We start from the raw sequence: 17694 nt of genomic DNA on the forward strand, positions 1-17694 counted from the left end.
GCAGGGAAGGGCCTTCGCAGGCGAAGGGTCACTGGTTTCAATCCTGATGGAATTAGGATCGACGCAATGAATAAACAACACCGGACGCTGTTTGCCCTGGGCGCTTTACTCTTGTTGGCGAATGACGCTAGCGCAACGGTTAGCGGGCAAATCCACGTGCGCCTGCTGATCATTGCCGGCTGCGAAGTGACCAAGGGGGTCATCGACCTCACCAACCCGGTTACAGGTGCTGCTCTGCTGGACTTCGGTGATCAAGGGCCAACCTGGACCCGTCCGCTCAAGACAGGGCTCGGCGATGCCGGCGGCAGCAAGCTGAAAGTTTCCTGCAATCCTTCGGTCACCGGTTTTACCGTGACCATCGATGGCGGCGCTCATGGTGACGGCGTCACTCGACGCCTGAGCAACGGACGCCAGACCATTCCTTATCGACTGTTTCTCGATGCTGCTGGCAATGACAGCTACAGCATCGGGCAGCAACGCAATTTCGCGGTTGCCCGAGGCGTCCAGGTACCGATTCCGGTGTTTGGTTCAGTGGTCGTGAATACCGGAGCCGTACCGGCAGGGGTCTACACCGACACCCTGAAGGTACGGCTGGATTGGTAACCCTCAAGAGGAGGAACCTCATGCACATGTTTATATCCAGGATTGCCGTGTCGTTGTTCGGTCTGGCGCTGGCCTCCAGTGCCCAGGCGGTCACCACTGTCACCGGGCAGATTTCTGCCAACCTGACCCTGACCGCGGCCTGTCAGGTCAATGGTGCCGGCACGGGGGCGGGGACTGGCATCAACTTCGGTACCTTGAGCTTCGGTACAGCGACCAGTCTGTTTACCACCGCCAGTGGTCAGGTACTCAGCGGCAGCGGTGGGGCGCTATCGATTCTATGCTCCAGTGGCACCAGCCCTACGGTCAAGGTTCGGGCGGGCACCAATGACGGACAATCGGCCGGCGGTACCCGGGCCTTGGCCGATGGCAGTGGCAACTTCGTACCGTACGACCTCTACTCCGACTCGGGCCACACAACGCTTCTGGCGATAGATGACGTTATCAGCCTGGCCACCAGCACCGGTGTAGCGCAAACAGTGAACATCTACGGTAAAGCGGTGGGCAAGGCAGGTCTGCCAGCGGGCTCCTACACCGACACCGTTGCGGTTGAACTGGCGTTCTAGTGCGATGGCCAGTCATGGCTATAGGTGCCTGCTGCTGATAGGTGCCAGTTGCTTGCCGATGCCATTGTCGGCGGTGACCAGCCAGAGTTTTCAGGTCAGTGCGACGGTAGTGGCGGGGTGTCTGGTGGTGGGCGGGGTGTCGAATTACGGCAGCCTGAACTTTGGCAGCAGCTCGGCGCTGTCGACCAGCTCCGTGCAGGTCACGTTGACCGGCGGGGTGCAATTGCAATGCACGCCGGGTGTCACGCTGAACATGACGGTCGATGGCGGGCTGTACAACAGCAGCGGTCGGCACATGCAGCTCGATAGCGGCAGTGCCCGGGTGGCCTATTCGTTGTTTAGCGATGCGGCCTATAGCCAGAGCCTGGGAATCGGCCAAAGCGTGGCCGTGGCTTATAGCGATGCAAATGACATCAGCTTGCCGATTTATGGGCAAGTGCAGTTGCCGGGCAATCAGCCTGGGGGGACGTACAGCGATGTGCTGCAGGTGCAGCTGTCGTGGTAATGCGGCGTTTTTGATCAGGCCCGCAAGGCTAAGGAGTAGGCGTATGTGTTTACCTTCGCAGCGGCAGCAGGCCGTGCGTTGCGCGGTGCTCGCCCTGTTGATGCTGGGTCCGGTCTTGGCACAGGCCGCCAGTTCGGTGCTGATCTGGCCGATCGATCCGGTGCTGGAAGCTGACCAGCAGGCTAGCGCGTTGTGGCTGGAGAATCGCGGTACGGAAACTGCGAACCTGCAGATCCGGGTGTTCGCCTGGAGCCAGAGCGGTTTCGACGATCAGTATCAGAACCAGCGCGACGTGATCGGCAGCCCACCGGTGGCGAAGATCGAACCCGGCCAGAAGCAATTGGTGCGCCTGACCCGCACCCGTGACGTGCCCCCCGGTCAGGAGTTGGCCTACCGCATCATCATCGATGAAATCCCTTCAGCCGCACCGCCCTCCGTTGAAGACGGCAAGACGGCAGCGGCGATTCGTTTCCAGATGCGCTATTCGGTGCCGCTGTTCGCCTACGGGACAGGTCTGTGGAGCAAGGAGGACGCGACCCGCAAGCGCGATCCGAAAGGTGCCGGGGTGCCTGACCTGAGCTGGCGCAAAGTCGCGGTCAATGGTCGTTCCTATGTGGAGGTGCGCAATCAGGGGGCGGTGCATGCGCGTCTGACCGATGTGGCCTTCAAGCAGGGCAGCCAGACCCGGCCGCTGGCGGAGGGGCTGCTGGGCTATGTGTTACCTGGCGCAATCATGCGCTGGCCGGCTCCCGAGGCGATTGCCGGTGATCCGGCGTTGCAGGTGCGGGTCAACGGTGCACCGCAGGTGCAAAGTGTTGCCCCGGCGCATTGATAGCGGGAGCCAGGAGGAGGTGACGGGCAGATAGAGAGCGCCCGTGAACAGGAGGGATATGTCCATAGAGGGGCGTAAAGCGGTATTGAGCCAGGATCAGGCTCGCAGTATTCAGTGTCTGTCGTGGGCGGTGGTCGGGGTTTGCTGGCTGGCCGGTGTTCCTCACAGCAACGCCGGTGATTTACCGCCACCTCCCACCGGCATGGAGGCGGTGGCGGATGCGCAGTTGTTTCTGGAATTGGTGGTCAACCAGATGAATACCGGACGGGTGGTGGCGGTCGAGCAGCGGGGCGGGCGCTTGTTCCTGCCAGCTTCAGTGTTGCGTGAGACCGGTATGAAACTGCCCGAGCACCTGAGCGCGGAAGTCGGTCTCGACAGCCTCGAGGGCTTGCACAGCGAATACGACAGCCAGGGGCAGCGCTTGCTCTTGAACGTTCCGCCAGAGTGGTTGCCGGAGCAATTTATCGGTAACCGGCAAGCCTATCCACGCACGCCGGCGCTGAGCAGTTTCGGCGCGTTGCTCAACTACGACCTTTACCTCAACGACACCGATGATGGTGGCACCTACCTGGCTGCCTGGAACGAAGTGCGGTTCTTCGACAGCTGGGGCACGCTGTCCAACACCGGGCAGTACCGACGCACGCTATCCGGGGACGCGAGCAGTACGCTGAACAACGGTTATCTGCGATACGACACCACGTGGCGTTACTCCGATGACGATCGTTTACTGACCTACGAGGCCGGTGACCTGGTCAGCGGCGCCTTGCCCTGGAGCAGTTCGGTGCGCCTGGGAGGCGTGCAGTTGTCGCGCGATTTCGGTGTGCGGCCAGACTTGGTGACATACCCTTTGCCACAGTTTGCCGGCGAGGCCGCGGTGCCTTCTTCGGTCGACCTGTTCATCAACGGCTACAAATCCAGCAGCGCCGACCTGCAACCCGGCCCTTACACCCTGACCAACATTCCGTTCATCAACGGTGCCGGTGAAGCGGTGGTCGTGACGACTGATGCGCTGGGTCGGCAAGTCTCGACCACGGTACCGTTTTACGTGACCAGCAGTCTGCTGCAACAAGGTCTGACCGATTTTTCGGTGGCGGCGGGCACCTTGCGTCGTGACTTCGGGATACGCGATTTCGGCTATGGACCCGGTGTCACGTCCGGCAGCCTGCGTTATGGCCTGACGGACAGCCTGACCCTGGAAAGTCACGCCGAAGCTTCGGACTCACTGACCCTTGGCGGTGTTGGCGGCAACCTGCGGCTGGGCAACGTCGGGGTGCTCAATACGGCGGTCAGTCAAAGCCAGTTCGACGGCACCCGCGGTCAGCAGTTGAGCCTGGGTTATCAATACAGCAGCCAGCGTTACAGCCTGTCGTATCAGCGCGTGCAACGGCGTGATCAATATGCTGACCTGAGCATGATCGACAGCCCCTTCGCGAGCCTCAGCCAGCGCAGCGAACAAGTGACACTGAACCTCAATCTCGACACCTGGGGTAGTTTGGGGGCCGGTTATTTCGATGTGCGCGCCGGCGATGACTCGCGCACGCGCTTGCTCAACCTGACCTGGAGCAAACCGTTGTGGCGCAACACCAGTTTCTACCTGTCGGCTAACCGTGAAATCGGTGACAGCAACTGGGCGATGCAGGCGCAGCTGGTGATTCCGTTCGACCTGCGCGGCAGTCTTGCCCTAAGCACTGAGCGCAGCAAAACCGGCGAAAGCCGGCAGCGAGTCAACTACAGCCAGGCCGTGCCCACGCAAGGCGGACTGGGCTTCAATCTTGGATACGCCCATGGCCAGGGTCCGGATTACCGCCAGGCCGACCTGACCTGGCGCTTGCAGTCGGTGCAGTTGCAGGCCGGCGTGTATGGCAGCAGTGAAGCCGAGACCCGTTGGGCCGATGCCAGTGGATCGCTGGTGTGGATGGACCGTCAGGTGTTTGCCGCCAACCGTATCGACGACGCCTTTGTGGTGGTCAGCACCAAGGGTTTCGCCGACATTCCAGTGCGTTATGAAAACCAGCTGGTCGGCCAGACGGACGGTAAGGGGCATCTTCTGGTGCCATGGAGCAGCGCTTATTACCGCGCTAAATACGAAATCGATCCGCTGAACTTGCCGAGTAACGTGCAGAGCCCGAATGTCGAACAGCGTGTCGCGGTCCGGCGTGGCAGCGGGTATTTGCTGGAGTTCCCGTTGACCCGGGTCGTCGCCGCCAGCGTGGTGCTGGTGGACACTCGGCAACAGGAATTGCCGCTGGGCAGTAACGTGCTGCACGAGCAGAGCGGAGTGAACGCGGTCGTCGGTTGGGACGGTCTGGTCTACCTGGAGAACCTGCAAACGCGCAACACCTTGCACGTGACCCTGGCCGACGGACGCACCTGCGGGGCGCAGTTCAACGTCGATATCAGACAGGAACAGGTGCCGTTGATCGGGCCTTTGGTGTGCCAATGAGTGGCCAGGCAACCAGCACGGAGGTGGGTTGTGCACGAATGTAGTCGATGGGTCGGCAGAGGGCTGGGACTGCTTGCGATGGCACTGTCGGGGCATACCTGGGCGCTGTGCTCGACGGTCAGCACCGTGCCTGCAAGCTTCGGCTCGGTCAGTTCGATCACGGTGCGCACTACTTCGCAGCCCAGTTCGACCACCAATGCCGGGTTGAGCTGCACCGGATCGCTGGCGTCGCAACTGACGGCCACTGACCACCTGTATGCCACGTTTACTGCGGCGACTTCAGGGTTGGTTGGTCCTACCGGAGATGTGATCAGCTACACGCTGTATGGCGATAACAGCACCAGTTATCCGATCCTGCGCGGCACGGCGTTCGACTTCGCCCGCAACTCGATTGCCGATAACCTGGGGCTGCTGAGCAACCCGCTGGTGGCCAAGACAGTGCCGATCTATCTGGACAGCATCATCGGCAGCAATGTTGCTGCAGGTGTGTACTCGGAAACCCTGAGCGTTGCCTGGAGCTGGAACTATTGCTATGCACTGGGTACGGGGGGGATTTGCGCGTTGCGTGATACCGGCAGCGGTACCGTCAGCCTGACGGTCTCGATGACGGTCACTAACGACTGCCTGATCACCGCACCCAATATCAGTTTCGGTAGCGCTCCGGTCATCAGCGGGTTTGCGGCGGTCACCAATCAGACGGTCAACCTCACGTGCACCAAGGGCAGCGCCTACACCGTGGGGCTGGACGATGGCCAGCACGCTGTCAGCGTTGGCGGGCGCCGGCGGATGATCTCGGGCGGCAATTACCTGGCCTATGACATTTTCAAAAGTGCCGGCAGCACCCGCTGGGGCAGTGTTACGACTGCGCGACGGGCCAGTTCCGACGCCGAGGTCAATCCCGGCAACGGTCTGGGGAATGGCAGCCAGATCTTCAATTACAACGCCAGGATCTACACCGACCAGAGCACTCCACCGGCCGGCACCTACGTGGACAATGTGGTGCTGGATGTGGGGTTTTAGCTGGCACTGGAAGCCTGCCATTCAGTGTTCAAGGGTTAAAACCGCTGCATCTGCTTGAGCATCTGCGTCGCCGGATCCCGGGCCTCGCTGACCATCGCGTAGTTGTACCCGGGCCCCGACCAGTACTCGGCCTGCAACTCGCCGTCGCTGCGACTGCCGCGTGGTAGCAGGTAGTTTTTCGGGCCTGGCGGACGGACGTAGAAACTGATCTTGCGGCCGCTCTGGTCCTCGTACATCACCATCGCTGCGGGACCTTGCTCGGTGCTCAACAACCGTCCGCTGACCGGTTTGAACCCCGAGTTGGCGAGGTTCGGCAGGCGATTGGCCTGGGAGAAGTAATGGTCAAGCCAGCCCTGCATATCGCCGTCATCGGTGACTGTGTAATCGGCCGGCAGGATGCCTTGCTGGGCGAACATCCGGTACGCCTGCATCGCATCGGTCATCGGCAGTGCTGCGCCAACCGTGGTCATTTCCCGTGCTTGCCAGCCGCCCAAGCCACCGACGCTGACCGCGATCAGCAACACGGCGGCGCTGGCCAAGTGGCGGCGGGACTGTCGTTTCAGACGCCGGCGAATCACGCTGGGGTCGAGGTTCGGGTTGGGCGGTTGCTGCAAGGCGCCGCTCAAGGCTGCGCGCAATTGCTGGGCGTCCTGTTGCCAGGCCTGAACCTGCTCGGCAACGTGCGGATTGGCCGCCAGGTACGTTTCCACCAGTCGCCGGTCCGCGTCGTCGAGTTGATGGTCGACGTAGGCGTGCAGGTCATTGACGCTTGGGGGCATGCTGATCATTTGAGTATCCGCAAAGAGGGGCTGGTGATTTCGCCATCGCTGAGTTGGCGCAAGGCCTGGCGAGCGCGGGACAGACGAGACATCACCGTGCCGGTAGGAACGTCGAGAATCTCGGCGACCTCCTTGTAACTCAAGCCTTCCACCGAGACCCAGAGCAACAGCGCGCGTTGTTCGGTGGTCAGTTTGTCGAAGGCTTGCAGCGTCGATTGCGCCAGCACCGTGCGCTCGACCGAGGGCTGGGCATCGTCGCGACCGGTGAAGAACTCAAGCATTCGCGCGTAGCGCCTTGAGCGTCGATGGGCGTCGAGAAACTGTCGATACAGAATCGAAAACAGCCAGGCGCGCAAATCGCCGTCCGGGCGTTTGTCGCCCCATCCCGACAGCGCCCGCTCCAGGCACGACTGCACCAGATCGTCAGCGTTGCTGGGGTTGCGCGTCAGCGACACGGCAAAACGCCGCAGCCTGGGGATGAGTTCACGTAACGGTTCGTCGAGATCGTTCATGGAATGCTGGCTAGTCATTACGCTTTGGATCAGGAAGACGTCCGGCAGTGGAGGTTATTCCAGCAGTGGAAAAATAAACACCGGGTCAGGGAATAAACCTCTGCGGGCTTCGTCTGATTGATCCTTTCCACCGGTGGCCCACGGCCCTGGAGATGTTCACATGGTTGATCGTTCACCGCCGCCACGGCCAGACAAAATCCCCTTGAGCCGCATGAGCCTGGCTTTGCGCCTGGCCGGTATCGGCGCAGTAGTCGCTGCCCTGGCCGGGGCTTTTGCCTACGTCAATGGCACGTTTGACCCACAGCGTCTGACACCAAAAGCGCTGGTCGACGTGCTGGAGAAAAACAATGGTGTACACCCGGGCTTTCGGCGCAATCACGCCAAGGGCGTGTGCGTGGCCGGGTATTTTGAAAGCACCAGCGAGGCGCGCCCGTATTCAACCGCCCAGGTCTTCAGCGCGGCGCGAACGCCGGTTGTCGGGCGTTTTGCGTTGCCCAGCGGCAATCCTTATGCACCGGACAGCAGCGTACCGATCCGCAGCCTGGCGTTGCGCTTCAAGCAGGCCAATGGTCAACAATGGCGCACGGGAATGAACAGCATGCCGGTGTTCCCGGTGGGCACGCCTGAAGCCTTCTATCAGCTACAACAGGCCCAGACACCCGATCCGGCCACCGGCAAACCCAATCCTGCCAGCGTCCCGGCGTTTTTTGCCACACACCCGGAAACCGCGCCTTTCCTGCAATGGGTCAAGAGCGCCAAGCCGTCGGCCAGTTACGTGACCGAGACCTACAACGGCATCAACGCTTTCTATCTGGTCAACGCTGCGGGTCAGCGTCAGGCAGTGCGCTGGAGCGTGGTCCCCGTGGCGCGTGATGCGGTCGGCGCCAGTGCCCCTGAAGGTGCGGACTTTCTTGAAAAAGATTTGCTCCAGCGCTTGAAGAGCGGGTCGTTGCGTTGGCAACTGAATATGACGCTGGCCAATGCTACTGACCCGACCAACGACGCCAGCAAGGCCTGGCTGGGTGAGCGCAAGGTCCTGAACGCCGGGACGCTGGTGCTGGAAAGCGCCCAGGCACAGAACGATGGCGAATGCCGCGACATCAATTACGACCCGCTGGTCTTGCCGAGCGGTATCGAGGGTTCCGATGACCCGTTGCTGGCCGCACGTTCGGCAGCTTATGCCCGTTCTTACCTGCGTCGAACCGCTCAAGTCGACCAGTTACCCACCGCCAAACAGGAGTCGCCACAATGAGCGCGCACCCTCATCATTTCACTCCGCTGGCGCGGCTGCTGCATTGGCTGATGGCGGTGATGGTCGTCGCCATGCTGTTTATCGGTGCTGGCATGGTCGCGTCTGTATCCGAACGCCATGAATGGCTGATCCACCTGCACAAGCCGTTGGGCGTGGCGATTCTGCTGTTGGTGATAGTGCGTCTGTTTGTACGCTTCTCGACTCGCCAGCCGCCGTTGCCGACAGACTTGCCGGGCTGGCAGGCATTGGCGGCCAAGGCATCGCATGGGCTGCTTTACGCATTGATGCTGATCTTGCCGTTGCTGGGCTGGGCGATGATATCGGCAGCAGGGGACCCGGTGATGCTCGGCAGTTCGTGGCAATTGCCCGCGATTGTGCCGGCGAATGCGTTGCTGTTTGCCTTTCTACGCAGGGCCCACGGTTATCTGGCGTACCTGCTGTTTCTGACCGTTCTGTCGCACCTGGCAGCGGCGTTGTTCCATGGCTGGGTGCGTCGTGACGGGGTGTTGCAAAGCATGTTGCACAGCAAGGATCACTGATTGGCTGGCACGGCGCATCGCTCAGGTGCGCCGCTTTTCAGCATCAGCAGCCAATAGATCAGCGCCGTCGAGTGAAAAATGGCTGCACGCCGTACCGGCACGCAGCCATTGAGAGGCATCAACGCAGGGTGCCGACCATCTCCGCAATCGTCGACAGCACATCCTTGCCCAACTGCATCGAACGCTTGCCCGACCAGCCGGTGCGGGCATTCGGTGCGTCGTTGTTGTCCTTGAATGGCATCTCCAGCGTCAACGACAGGCAATCGAACTTCTCACCGACGCTGTTGCAGGCAAGGGTCATGTTGGCCTTGCCCGGGAGGTCACGGGTGTAGCCGTGGGTGGTCTGGAAGTCGCGGGTCAGGTGTTTCAGATGACTGCGAAAGTGCTCTTCGAGCTGTGCGATTCGCGGCGTGTAGCCCGGGTTGCCTTCGCAGCCAGCAGTGAACACGTAGGGGATTTCTTCATCACCGTGGATATCGAGGAACAGGTCGACACCGTACTTCTCCATTTGCTGTTGAACGAAGAGTACTTCCGGGCTGGCGTCCTGGCTCGCGCTCTGCCAGGCGCGGTTGAGGTCCTTGCCCATGGCGTTGGTCCGCAGGTGACCATGGAAAGCGCCGTCCGGGTTCATGTTTGGTACCAGATACAAATCGGCACTGGCCAGCAGTTTGTTCAACTCAGGATCATTGTGCTGTTGCAGACGTTCGATGACACCTTCCATGAACCACTCGGCCATGTGTTCGCCAGGATGCTGCTGGGCAATGATCCAGATCTTGCGCTGGCCCTCGGCGCCGCTGCCTTTGCGCAACAATTGAATATCCCGACCTTCGACGCTTTTGCCGGTGGCCAGCAGTTCGGTGCCAGCCTTGCTCAACGCCTGGTCGATCAGCCAATCGTGGCGTCCGCGGCTATAGGGTTCAAAGTAGGCGAACCAGGCGTGAGTCTCGGTGGCTTCGAGGCTGAAGCGCAGGCAGTCGCCTTCAAAGATCGTCGGCACACGGAACCAGTTGACGTGGTCATACGAGGCCACCGCCTGGTAACCGTCCCATGCCTTGTGATAGGAGGATTTACTGGCGTTGTTCAGTCGAAACCAATGTTCCTGGCCGACGTGCAGACCACTGGCCTTGAAGTGAAACCACTGGAAATGCTGACTGCGGGTATCGGGTTTGATGGCCAGCAAGGCCTGTAGCGGATTGCTGATGTCCAGCACCTCGATGTTGCCGCTGTCGAAGTTGGCGGTGATCTCAAAGGAGCGGTGGGCCACGGTCATAATCTATTCCTGAGTATGATTTTTATGGCTGTTACTTTACACGCAAGGGTGGGAAAGCCGAGGGCAATTTGCGCGGGGATAAAATGGGGGGCGTCGTCCTTGACGCAGTCGCAGCTTAGTGTTTATGCGATTGATTCTCAAGTGCTATTTTTGGCGCCCTAAAGCCCGTGCTTGAGCGGTCTGTTGCAAAAAGATGCTCTTTTGATATCATCCGAGCCATCGAATTCAGCAGCACCCGACTTCATTAGCCTGAAGCCATAGCCAGAATAACTGGCAAAAAAAGACCCGGCAAAAAGCCGGGTCAAAAACCGTGATTAGCCTGATGAGGAGATATTCCAGGAGTCCGACCTAAGGTCTCTTGGTCTATCGACTGATCTCGCGACCAGCTGCATGCAATAATAATCATTATCATTTGCAAGTCAAATGTTTTCACCTGCCTTATAGGAAGAATTTTTCCTGTGGCTGCCCCAAACGTCTGTGGCTTGAGTCAGATCGCAGCGTTTTCTAATCGTGTTTTCCTGTTCATCCTTTCTGGTCACCGTCCAGGGACCTGTCCACCATGGCCTTGGCCATGTCGATCATGTGTACGACTGAAAATGCCAGATCGCGGCTTGCGCCATGCAGGTTGTCTGCCGACTCATAAGCAGTCGCGGCCGCACAGCGCAGCAAGTCCGATGCATGGACCAGAGCTTCTTCGCTGCTGATGTTACGGTTTACATCGAAGAATCGCTCCGCGACTTCGAATTCTGAAACAGTTGGTTTCAAGTAATAGTCCAGGGCGCGTTGGGCTGCTGCACAGCCCTTGAGCGAGGTGAAGTTCGCGTCGATCTCTTGTTCGGCCGTGTCTTTGCGGGTGATGTCCATGGTGGGTAATGCTCCGTGGGTGGGGCGATTGGGTAATTCGAATCCTAGTACAAACTGTATTCATGACGAAAAATTAAATACTACAATGTGTGTGTTGAGGGTCCGACTACGCGAAGTATTGTTCCGCCCATGGATAAATGGATTGAGTTGGTCAAGGCCAAGATGAGTGAGCTCAAAATCACTCAGGAAAAGCTCGCAGAGCGTCTCGCAATGTCTCAGGGCGGCATCGGCCATTGGCTGAACAAGCGTCGCCAGCCCAGCCTCGAGGATATGAACCGGGTGCTTCGGGAGTTGGGGCTGGGGTTTCTCGAAGTCGCCCTGGTGATCAGGGAACCCGAGCTTGCGAGTGACGAGCCGCAAGAGGGCGATTACGAGGTATCGCTGGCGCAAAAGTACAACCCGTACTTCCGTTACCCGGTCAGTGACTGGCAGGGTATCAGTGAGGTGCGCGAGGCTGCGCCGGCTGCTTATGCCAAGGGGCGTCACGAGTTATCGGATTATCACGCCCAAGGTCCGGCGTTCTGGCTGGTCGTGGTCGGCGATGCGATGACCGCACCGAGCGGTATCAGTATTGCGCAAGACATGCTGATTCTGGTCGACCCGGCGGTTGAAGCCGTGCCCGGTAAACTGGTGATCGCGCAGTGGCCAGACAGTGCCGAAGCGACGTTCCGCAAATTGATCGAAGAGGGCGGTCAACGGTATCTCGTGCCGCTGAATCCGACTTACCCGAAAGCCCTGTTTACCGACGAGTGCCGAATTATCGGAGTCGTGGTGCAGGCAACTGCCAAGTTCTAGTCAGACAGGTCCTACGGCGTAGGACCTGTTATCAGAACGCGATTATTCCAGCTCCACCAGCGCACTGCCTTCGTTGACCATCTCGCCCTCCTGGCAATACAAGGCTTTGACCACGCCTGCATGGGGCGCACGAATGCTGTGCTCCATTTTCATGGCTTCCAGTACCACCAGTTGCGCACCGGTTTCGACCGTTTGCCCTGGCGTTACCAATACACGGACGATGCTGCCATTCATTGGCGCGGTCAGACCGCCCTGATGACTATGGCTGGCTTCGACCGCGGCGATAGGGTCGTAAAGCTTGATGCAGCGCAGCTCACCCTCCCATTGCAGGTACAGGGTTTCAGCCTGACGGATGGCGCGATGCTGACGGCGCAAGCCGTGATGCTCGACCAGCAATTGCTCACCGTTGAGCTCGGTGTTACGGGTCTCGGCCGTTGCCAGGGTGATGGCCCGGTCCTGGTCTTCGCAGCTTAAGTGCAGCGTGGTTTCTGCCGGCAACCCGGCACGGAAACCGCTGCCAACGGCCCATGGTGAACCCGGGTCATCGGCGCGTACGTGGTGTGCCTGGCTTTGCGCAAAGGCTTGGGCAGCGGCTTGCCAGAACGCATCGCTGAGTTCGTTTGGCGCTGGCAGCAATTGGTCCTGATAACGTGGGATGAATCCTGTATCCAGCTCCGCCGCAGCAAAGGCCGGGTGTCCGATGATTCGGCGCAGAAAGTTGATGTTGGTCTTCAGCCCGCCAATGGCGAACTCTTCCAGCATGCTCAGCAGCCGCAAACGTGCCTGTTCGCGGTCCACGCCCCAGGCGATCAGCTTGCCAAGCATCGGATCGTAGAACGGCGAAATACTGTCGCCTTCCTCGACACCGCTGTCGACACGCCGGCCCGGGCCCGCAGCCGACTCGCGGTACAGCGCCAGGTGTCCGGTGGCCGGCAAGAAGTCATTGCTCGGGTCTTCGGCATACAAACGCACTTCAATTGCATGGCCGAGCAACGGCACCTGCGCCTGCGTCATGGGCAGCGGCTCGCCTTGGGCGACGCGAATCTGCCACGCCACCAGGTCGAGACCGGTGATGGCTTCGGTGACCGGGTGTTCGACCTGCAGGCGCGTATTCATCTCCATGAAGAAGAACTCACCGCGCGAATCCAGCAGAAATTCCACGGTGCCTGCGCCGACATAACCGATCGCTTGCGCCGCGCGGACTGCCGCTTCACCCATGGCTTTGCGCAGTTGCGCGCTCAGGCCAGGGGCCGGCGCCTCTTCGACGACTTTCTGGTGGCGACGTTGAATCGAGCAATCACGTTCGTTGAGGTACAGGCAGTTACCGTGCTGATCAGCGAAGACCTGGATTTCCACATGCCGCGGTTTGAGCAGGTACTTTTCCACCAGCATCCGCGAATCGCCAAACGAAGATTGCGCTTCACGCTGCGCCGAGGCCAGGGCTTCGGCCAGCTGGCTGACGTCCTCGACCACTTTCATGCCTTTACCACCGCCACCGGCAGTCGCCTTGAGCAGCACCGGATAGCCGATGCGCTCGGCGGCATCGCGGAAGGTTTCCAGGTCCTGAGCTTCGCCGTGATAACCCGGTACCAGCGGCACACCCGCAGTTTCCATCAAGGCTTTGGCGGCGGATTTGCTGCCCATGGCGTCAATGGCCGAAGCGGGTGGGCCGAGGAAAATCAAACCGGCGGCTTCAATGGCGCGCGCAAATCCGGCGTTCTCCGAGAGAAAACCATAACCCGGGTGAATCGCCTGAGCGCCGCTGGCCTTGGCGGCAGCGAGCAGTTTGTCGATTTGCAGGTAGCTGTCAGCGGCTTTGCTGCCACCCAGGTCGACGCGGATGTCTGCCTCGCGACTGTGCCGCGCATCGCGATCGGTAGCGCTGTGCACGGCCACAGTGGTCAGGCCCAGCGCCTTGGCGGTGCGCATCACTCGGCAGGCAATTTCACCACGGTTGGCCACCAGCAAGGTGGTGAGAACAGGCGCGCTCATCAACGCAGCTCCTTGGTGGTGGATTCGGACTGCCAGCTTGGCGGACGTTTTTGCAGGAACGCCCGCAAGCCTTCCTGACCTTCAGGGCTGACACGAATTCGGGCGATCGCGTTTTCGCAGTAACGGCGCAACGCCGGGTTCAGGGCGCCGTTGCCGACTTCACGCAGCAGCTCCTTGCTTGAGCGCATGGCGTGTGGGCTATTGAGCAACAGATTGTTGATCCACTGTTCGACCTGCGACTCCAGTTCGCTGGCAGGATAGCTTTCGCTGAGCAGGCCGATTTCTTGGGCACGTTGGCCACTGAAGCGTTCAGCGGTCAGTGCATAACGGCGCGCGGCCCGTTCGCCGATGGCTTGCACAACGAAAGGGCTGATCACCGCCGGCGCCAGGCCGATGCGCACTTCCGACAGGCAGAATTGCGCGTCATCGGCACCAATCGCCATGTCGCAGCAACTGATCAAGCCCAAAGCGCCGCCATAGGCCGCGCCCTGGACAACCGCCAGCGTCGGGATTTTCAGCTTGGCCAGGTTGTACATCAACTCAGCCAGCTCGCGAGCGTCGTCAAGGTTGGTGTGGTAATCGAGTTCGGCCGATTGCTGCATCCAGGCCAGGTCAGCGCCAGCGCTGAAATGCTTGCCACGTCCGCGCACCAGCAGAAAACGCAGGCTCGGGTTGCTCTGGACCTTGTCCAGCGCGAGGATCAGTTCGCGGATCATTTCGGCGTTGAAGGCGTTGTTTTTCGCCTCGCGACTCAACCACAGCGTGGCGAAACCACGCGGGTCGGTCAGCAGTTCGAGGGTATTGAAGTCGCTCATGGTTTTCTCCAGATCACATCCGGAACACGCCGAAGCGGCTCGGTTCGATAGGTGCATTCAGCGATGCAGACAAGGCCAGGGCCAGCACGTCGCGGGTTTGCGCCGGGTCAATGACGCCGTCGTCCCACAACCGGGCGCTGGAATAGTAGGGGTGGCCCTGTTCTTCGTACTGATCGAGGATCGGTTGCTTGATCTCGGCTACCTGGGCGTCGGAGAACGGATGACCGCTGCGTTCAGCCTGTTCGCGCTTGACCTGAACCAGCACGCCCGCGGCTTGCTCGGCGCCCATCACGCCGATTCGCGCGTTCGGCCACATCCACAGGAACCGCGGATCGTAGGCCCGTCCACACATGCCGTAGTTACCGGCGCCGAAGCTGCCGCCGATGATCACAGTGAATTTCGGCACCTTGGCGCAGGCCACGGCGGTGACCAGTTTTGCGCCGTGCTTGGCAATGCCGCCAGCTTCATACTTCTGGCCGACCATGAAGCCGGTGATGTTTTGCAGGAACAGCAATGGAATCCCGCGCTGGCAGGCCAGTTCGATAAAGTGCGCACCTTTCTGCGCAGCTTCGGCGAAGAGGATGCCGTTGTTGGCGAGAATCGCGATCGGGTAGCCGTGCAGGTGTGCAAAACCACAGACTAGCGTCGTACCGAACAGCGCCTTGAATTCGTCGAACACTGAGCCGTCGACCAGGCGAGCGATGACTTCACGCACGTCGAACGGTTGCTTGGCATCGGCCGACACCACGCCGTACAACTCGTCGCTGCTGTAGAGCGGTGCGATTGGCGTAAGTTGTTGCAGTTCACCGAGCTTGCGCCAGTTGAGGTTGGCAACACTGCGCCGAGCCAGGGCCAACGCGTGTTCGTCGCTGTCGGCGTAGTGGTCGGCCACACCGGAAATCTTGCAGTGCACATCGGCACCGCCCAGGTCTTCGGCGCTGACCACTTCACCGGTCGCGGCTTTCACCAGTGGCGGGCCGGCAAGGAAAATCGTTGCCTGCTGACGGACCATGATCGCTTCATCGGCCATGGCCGGCACATAGGCGCCACCGGCGGTGCAGGAGCCCATGACCACAGCGATCTGCGGGATGCCCATGGCGCTCATGTTGGCCTGGTTGAAGAAGATCCGCCCGAAGTGCTCACGGTCCGGGAACACTTCATCCTGACGTGGCAGGTTGGCGCCGCCGGAGTCGACCAGGTAGATGCACGGCAGGCGATTCTGTTGGGCGATGGTCTGGGCGCGCAGGTGTTTTTTCACCGTCAGCGGGTAGTACGAACCGCCTTTCACGGTCGCGTCGTTGGCGACGATCATGCATTCGACGCCTTCGACCCGGCCGATGCCGGCGATCACTCCGGCGGCGGGGACATCTTCACCGTAGACCTCGTAAGCGGCCAGTTGGCTGATTTCCAAAAAAGGCGAACCAGGGTCGAGCAGGCGATTGATCCGCTCACGAGGCAGCAGTTTGCCGCGTGAGGTATGCCGTTCCTGGGCCTTGGCGCCACCGCCTTGCCGGACCTGAGCGAGCAGGGTGTGCAAGGCGTCGACCTGGGCAAGCATCGCCGCGCTGTTGGCCGTGAACTCCGCCGAACGAGGGTTGAGCTGGGTGTGCAGGATTGCCATGGACAGCTCCGTTAGCGGGTTTCGTTGAAGAGTTCGCGACCGATCAGCATGCGACGGATCTCACTGGTTCCCGCACCGATTTCATACAGCTTGGCGTCACGCAGCAGACGGCCTGCCGGGAATTCGTTGATGTAGCCGTTGCCACCCAGAATCTGGATCGCATCGAGGGCCATTTGCGTGGCGCGTTCAGCGCTGTAAAGGATTACGCCGGCAGCGTCCTTGCGGGTGGTTTCGCCACGCTCGCAGGCTTGTGCCACTGCGTACAGGTAGGCGCGGCTGGCGTTGAGCTGGGTGTACATGTCGGCGACCTTGCCCTGGATCAGCTGGAATTCGCCGATGCTTTGGCCGAACTGTTTGCGGTCGTGGATGTACGGAACGATGAGGTCCATGCAGGCCTGCATGATCCCGGTTGGCCCGCCGGAGAGCACCACGCGCTCATAATCGAGGCCGCTCATCAGCACTTTCACGCCACCGTTGAGCACGCCCAGGATGTTTTCTTCCGGGACTTCAACATCATCGAAGAACAGCTCGCAGGTGTTCGAGCCGCGCATGCCGAGCTTGTCGAATTTGTTGCTGCGGCTGAAACCTTTCCAGTCGCGTTCGACGATAAATGCGGTGATCCCATGCGGGCCCTTTTCCAGGTCGGTCTTGGCGTAGATCACGTAAGTGTTGGCATCCGGGCCGTTGGTGATCCAGGTCTTGCTGCCGTTGAGCACATAGTGGTCGCCACGTTTGTCGGCGCGCAGTTTCATCGAAACCACGTCGGAGCCGGCGTTCGGCTCGCTCATGGCGAGGGCGCCGATGTGCTCGCCGCTGATCAGCTTCGGCAGGTATTTGGCTTTCTGTTCGTGGGTGCCGTTGCGGTTGATCTGATTGACGCAGAGGTTGGAATGCGCGCCGTAGGACAGGGCGACCGAGGCCGAGCCGCGGCTGATTTCTTCCATGGCCACCACGTGCGCCAGATAGCCCAGACCGGCACCGCCGTATTCTTCTGGAACGGTAATCCCCAGCAACCCCATGTCACCGAATTTACGCCACAAGTCAGCCGGGAACAGGTTATCGATATCGATCTGTGCTGCGCGCGGGGCGATCTCTTTGCTGACGAAGGCGCGGACCTGGTCACGCAGCATGTCGATGGTTTCGCCGAGGGCAAAGTTCAGGGTCGGATAGCTCATGGGGCACCTTCAAACTTGTTTTTATAAATGGAGAATCGGCCTGCATAGCGCGCCGAATCGACTGTCACCTTTACGTTAACGTAAGCCTGTGACGAATGGCTGTCAATCACCCTT

The 17694-nt window shown here is 60.3% G+C and carries 17 protein-coding genes; 9 read left to right on the forward strand and 8 right to left on the reverse strand.

Features of this window, described 5'->3' with window-relative positions:
- Positions 1-66 precede the first annotated feature (66 nt).
- From AO353_RS20270 to AO353_RS20295, 6 genes are all read left to right on the forward strand, one after another.
- The gene (locus AO353_RS20270; RefSeq protein WP_054596555.1) at positions 67-603 is read left to right on the forward strand and encodes a spore coat U domain-containing protein; all 537 of its coding nucleotides are present in this window, start codon (positions 67-69) and stop codon (positions 601-603) included.
- A 20-nt stretch (positions 604-623) separates the two neighbouring features.
- On the forward strand, positions 624-1166 hold the full coding sequence (locus AO353_RS20275; RefSeq protein WP_054596556.1) for a spore coat U domain-containing protein: 543 nt from the start codon (positions 624-626) through the stop codon (positions 1164-1166).
- 4 nt (positions 1167-1170) lie between these two features.
- Entirely contained in the window at positions 1171-1671 is a 501-nt protein-coding gene (locus AO353_RS20280) for a spore coat U domain-containing protein (RefSeq protein ID WP_054596557.1), read from the forward strand.
- 100 nt (positions 1672-1771) lie between these two features.
- Entirely contained in the window at positions 1772-2503 is a 732-nt protein-coding gene (locus tag AO353_RS20285) for a molecular chaperone (RefSeq protein ID WP_371917670.1), read from the forward strand.
- 85 nt (positions 2504-2588) lie between these two features.
- Positions 2589-4946: a fimbria/pilus outer membrane usher protein gene (locus AO353_RS20290; RefSeq protein WP_054598285.1), complete on the forward strand. Its 2358-nt coding sequence runs from the start codon at positions 2589-2591 to the stop codon at positions 4944-4946.
- Between the two features lie 78 nt (positions 4947-5024).
- A complete protein-coding gene (locus AO353_RS20295) occupies positions 5025-5966 on the forward strand; it encodes a spore coat U domain-containing protein (RefSeq protein WP_054596559.1) in 942 nt (313 codons plus the stop codon).
- Between the two features lie 35 nt (positions 5967-6001).
- Here the strand turns inward: AO353_RS20295 and AO353_RS20300 are convergent, their stop codons facing one another.
- Both AO353_RS20300 and AO353_RS20305 read right to left on the reverse strand, forming a co-directional pair.
- Positions 6002-6754 (reverse strand): anti-sigma factor family protein, encoded by a 753-nt coding sequence (locus AO353_RS20300; RefSeq protein ID WP_054596560.1) that lies wholly within the window; start codon positions 6752-6754, stop codon positions 6002-6004.
- Positions 6751-7257: an RNA polymerase sigma factor gene (locus AO353_RS20305; protein ID WP_054596561.1), complete on the reverse strand. Its 507-nt coding sequence runs from the start codon at positions 7255-7257 to the stop codon at positions 6751-6753. The genes AO353_RS20300 and AO353_RS20305 overlap by 4 nt, the downstream gene beginning before the upstream one ends.
- 160 nt (positions 7258-7417) lie before the next feature.
- Here AO353_RS20305 and AO353_RS20310 point away from each other — a divergent pair, with 160 nt between their 5' ends.
- The gene (locus tag AO353_RS20310) at positions 7418-8509 is read left to right on the forward strand and encodes a catalase family peroxidase (RefSeq protein WP_054596562.1); all 1092 of its coding nucleotides are present in this window, start codon (positions 7418-7420) and stop codon (positions 8507-8509) included.
- Positions 8506-9048: a cytochrome b gene (locus AO353_RS20315; RefSeq protein ID WP_054596563.1), complete on the forward strand. Its 543-nt coding sequence runs from the start codon at positions 8506-8508 to the stop codon at positions 9046-9048. Before AO353_RS20310 ends, AO353_RS20315 begins: the two co-directional genes overlap by 4 nt.
- A gap of 118 nt (positions 9049-9166) precedes the next feature.
- Here AO353_RS20315 and AO353_RS20320 read toward each other — a convergent pair whose 3' ends face one another.
- Together AO353_RS20320 and AO353_RS20325 are read right to left on the reverse strand one after the other, a co-directional pair.
- Positions 9167-10318 (reverse strand): M14 family metallopeptidase, encoded by a 1152-nt coding sequence (locus AO353_RS20320; RefSeq protein ID WP_054596564.1) that lies wholly within the window; start codon positions 10316-10318, stop codon positions 9167-9169.
- 522 nt (positions 10319-10840) lie between these two features.
- Positions 10841-11182 carry a DUF6124 family protein gene (locus AO353_RS20325; RefSeq protein ID WP_054596565.1) on the reverse strand — a complete coding sequence of 114 codons (342 nt, stop codon included), beginning with the start codon at positions 11180-11182 and terminating at the stop codon, positions 10841-10843.
- Between the two features lie 129 nt (positions 11183-11311).
- Here AO353_RS20325 and AO353_RS20330 point away from each other — a divergent pair, with 129 nt between their 5' ends.
- Positions 11312-11977 carry a LexA family protein gene (locus AO353_RS20330; protein WP_054596566.1) on the forward strand — a complete coding sequence of 222 codons (666 nt, stop codon included), beginning with the start codon at positions 11312-11314 and terminating at the stop codon, positions 11975-11977.
- Positions 11978-12019: 42 nt separating this feature from the next.
- On the opposite strand, the gene AO353_RS20335 is transcribed toward AO353_RS20330, so the two are convergent.
- Genes AO353_RS20335 through AO353_RS20350 form a run of 4 tightly spaced genes read right to left on the reverse strand, consistent with a single transcriptional unit; the run spans position 12020 to position 17580 of the window.
- Positions 12020-13969 carry an acetyl/propionyl/methylcrotonyl-CoA carboxylase subunit alpha gene (locus tag AO353_RS20335; RefSeq protein WP_054596567.1) on the reverse strand — a complete coding sequence of 650 codons (1950 nt, stop codon included), beginning with the start codon at positions 13967-13969 and terminating at the stop codon, positions 12020-12022.
- Positions 13969-14784 (reverse strand): gamma-carboxygeranoyl-CoA hydratase, encoded by an 816-nt coding sequence (locus AO353_RS20340; RefSeq protein WP_054596568.1) that lies wholly within the window; start codon positions 14782-14784, stop codon positions 13969-13971. The genes AO353_RS20335 and AO353_RS20340 overlap by 1 nt, the downstream gene beginning before the upstream one ends.
- A gap of 13 nt (positions 14785-14797) precedes the next feature.
- Positions 14798-16405: a carboxyl transferase domain-containing protein gene (locus tag AO353_RS20345; RefSeq protein WP_054596569.1), complete on the reverse strand. Its 1608-nt coding sequence runs from the start codon at positions 16403-16405 to the stop codon at positions 14798-14800.
- 11 nt (positions 16406-16416) lie between these two features.
- The gene (locus AO353_RS20350; RefSeq protein WP_054596570.1) at positions 16417-17580 is read right to left on the reverse strand and encodes an isovaleryl-CoA dehydrogenase; all 1164 of its coding nucleotides are present in this window, start codon (positions 17578-17580) and stop codon (positions 16417-16419) included.
- Positions 17581-17694: the final 114 nt, after the last annotated feature.

Origin of the sequence: Pseudomonas fluorescens, from assembly GCF_001307155.1 — a bacterium.
Classification (GTDB): Bacteria; Pseudomonadota; Gammaproteobacteria; order Pseudomonadales; family Pseudomonadaceae; genus Aquipseudomonas; species Aquipseudomonas helvetica.

What these genes read in the sequence shown, in the direction of transcription:
- AO353_RS20280 (WP_054596557.1), top strand. Translation starts at nt 1,171, where the DNA reads ATGGCCAGTCATGGCTATAGGTGCCTGCTGCTGATAGGTGCCAGTTGC.
- AO353_RS20295 (WP_054596559.1), top strand. Translation starts at nt 5,025, where the DNA reads ATGGCACTGTCGGGGCATACCTGGGCGCTGTGCTCGACGGTCAGCACC.
- AO353_RS20335 (WP_054596567.1), bottom strand. Translation starts at nt 13,969, where the DNA reads ATGAGCGCGCCTGTTCTCACCACCTTGCTGGTGGCCAACCGTGGTGAA.
- AO353_RS20325 (WP_054596565.1), bottom strand. Translation starts at nt 11,182, where the DNA reads ATGGACATCACCCGCAAAGACACGGCCGAACAAGAGATCGACGCGAAC.
- AO353_RS20320 (WP_054596564.1), bottom strand. Translation starts at nt 10,318, where the DNA reads ATGACCGTGGCCCACCGCTCCTTTGAGATCACCGCCAACTTCGACAGC.
- AO353_RS20350 (WP_054596570.1), bottom strand. Translation starts at nt 17,580, where the DNA reads ATGAGCTATCCGACCCTGAACTTTGCCCTCGGCGAAACCATCGACATG.
- AO353_RS20330 (WP_054596566.1), top strand. Translation starts at nt 11,312, where the DNA reads ATGGATAAATGGATTGAGTTGGTCAAGGCCAAGATGAGTGAGCTCAAA.
- AO353_RS20340 (WP_054596568.1), bottom strand. Translation starts at nt 14,784, where the DNA reads ATGAGCGACTTCAATACCCTCGAACTGCTGACCGACCCGCGTGGTTTC.
- AO353_RS20270 (WP_054596555.1), top strand. Translation starts at nt 67, where the DNA reads ATGAATAAACAACACCGGACGCTGTTTGCCCTGGGCGCTTTACTCTTG.
- AO353_RS20300 (WP_054596560.1), bottom strand. Translation starts at nt 6,754, where the DNA reads ATGATCAGCATGCCCCCAAGCGTCAATGACCTGCACGCCTACGTCGAC.
- AO353_RS20345 (WP_054596569.1), bottom strand. Translation starts at nt 16,405, where the DNA reads ATGGCAATCCTGCACACCCAGCTCAACCCTCGTTCGGCGGAGTTCACG.
- AO353_RS20310 (WP_054596562.1), top strand. Translation starts at nt 7,418, where the DNA reads ATGGTTGATCGTTCACCGCCGCCACGGCCAGACAAAATCCCCTTGAGC.
- AO353_RS20305 (WP_054596561.1), bottom strand. Translation starts at nt 7,257, where the DNA reads ATGAACGATCTCGACGAACCGTTACGTGAACTCATCCCCAGGCTGCGG.
- AO353_RS20275 (WP_054596556.1), top strand. Translation starts at nt 624, where the DNA reads ATGCACATGTTTATATCCAGGATTGCCGTGTCGTTGTTCGGTCTGGCG.
- AO353_RS20285 (WP_371917670.1), top strand. Translation starts at nt 1,772, where the DNA reads ATGCTGGGTCCGGTCTTGGCACAGGCCGCCAGTTCGGTGCTGATCTGG.
- AO353_RS20315 (WP_054596563.1), top strand. Translation starts at nt 8,506, where the DNA reads ATGAGCGCGCACCCTCATCATTTCACTCCGCTGGCGCGGCTGCTGCAT.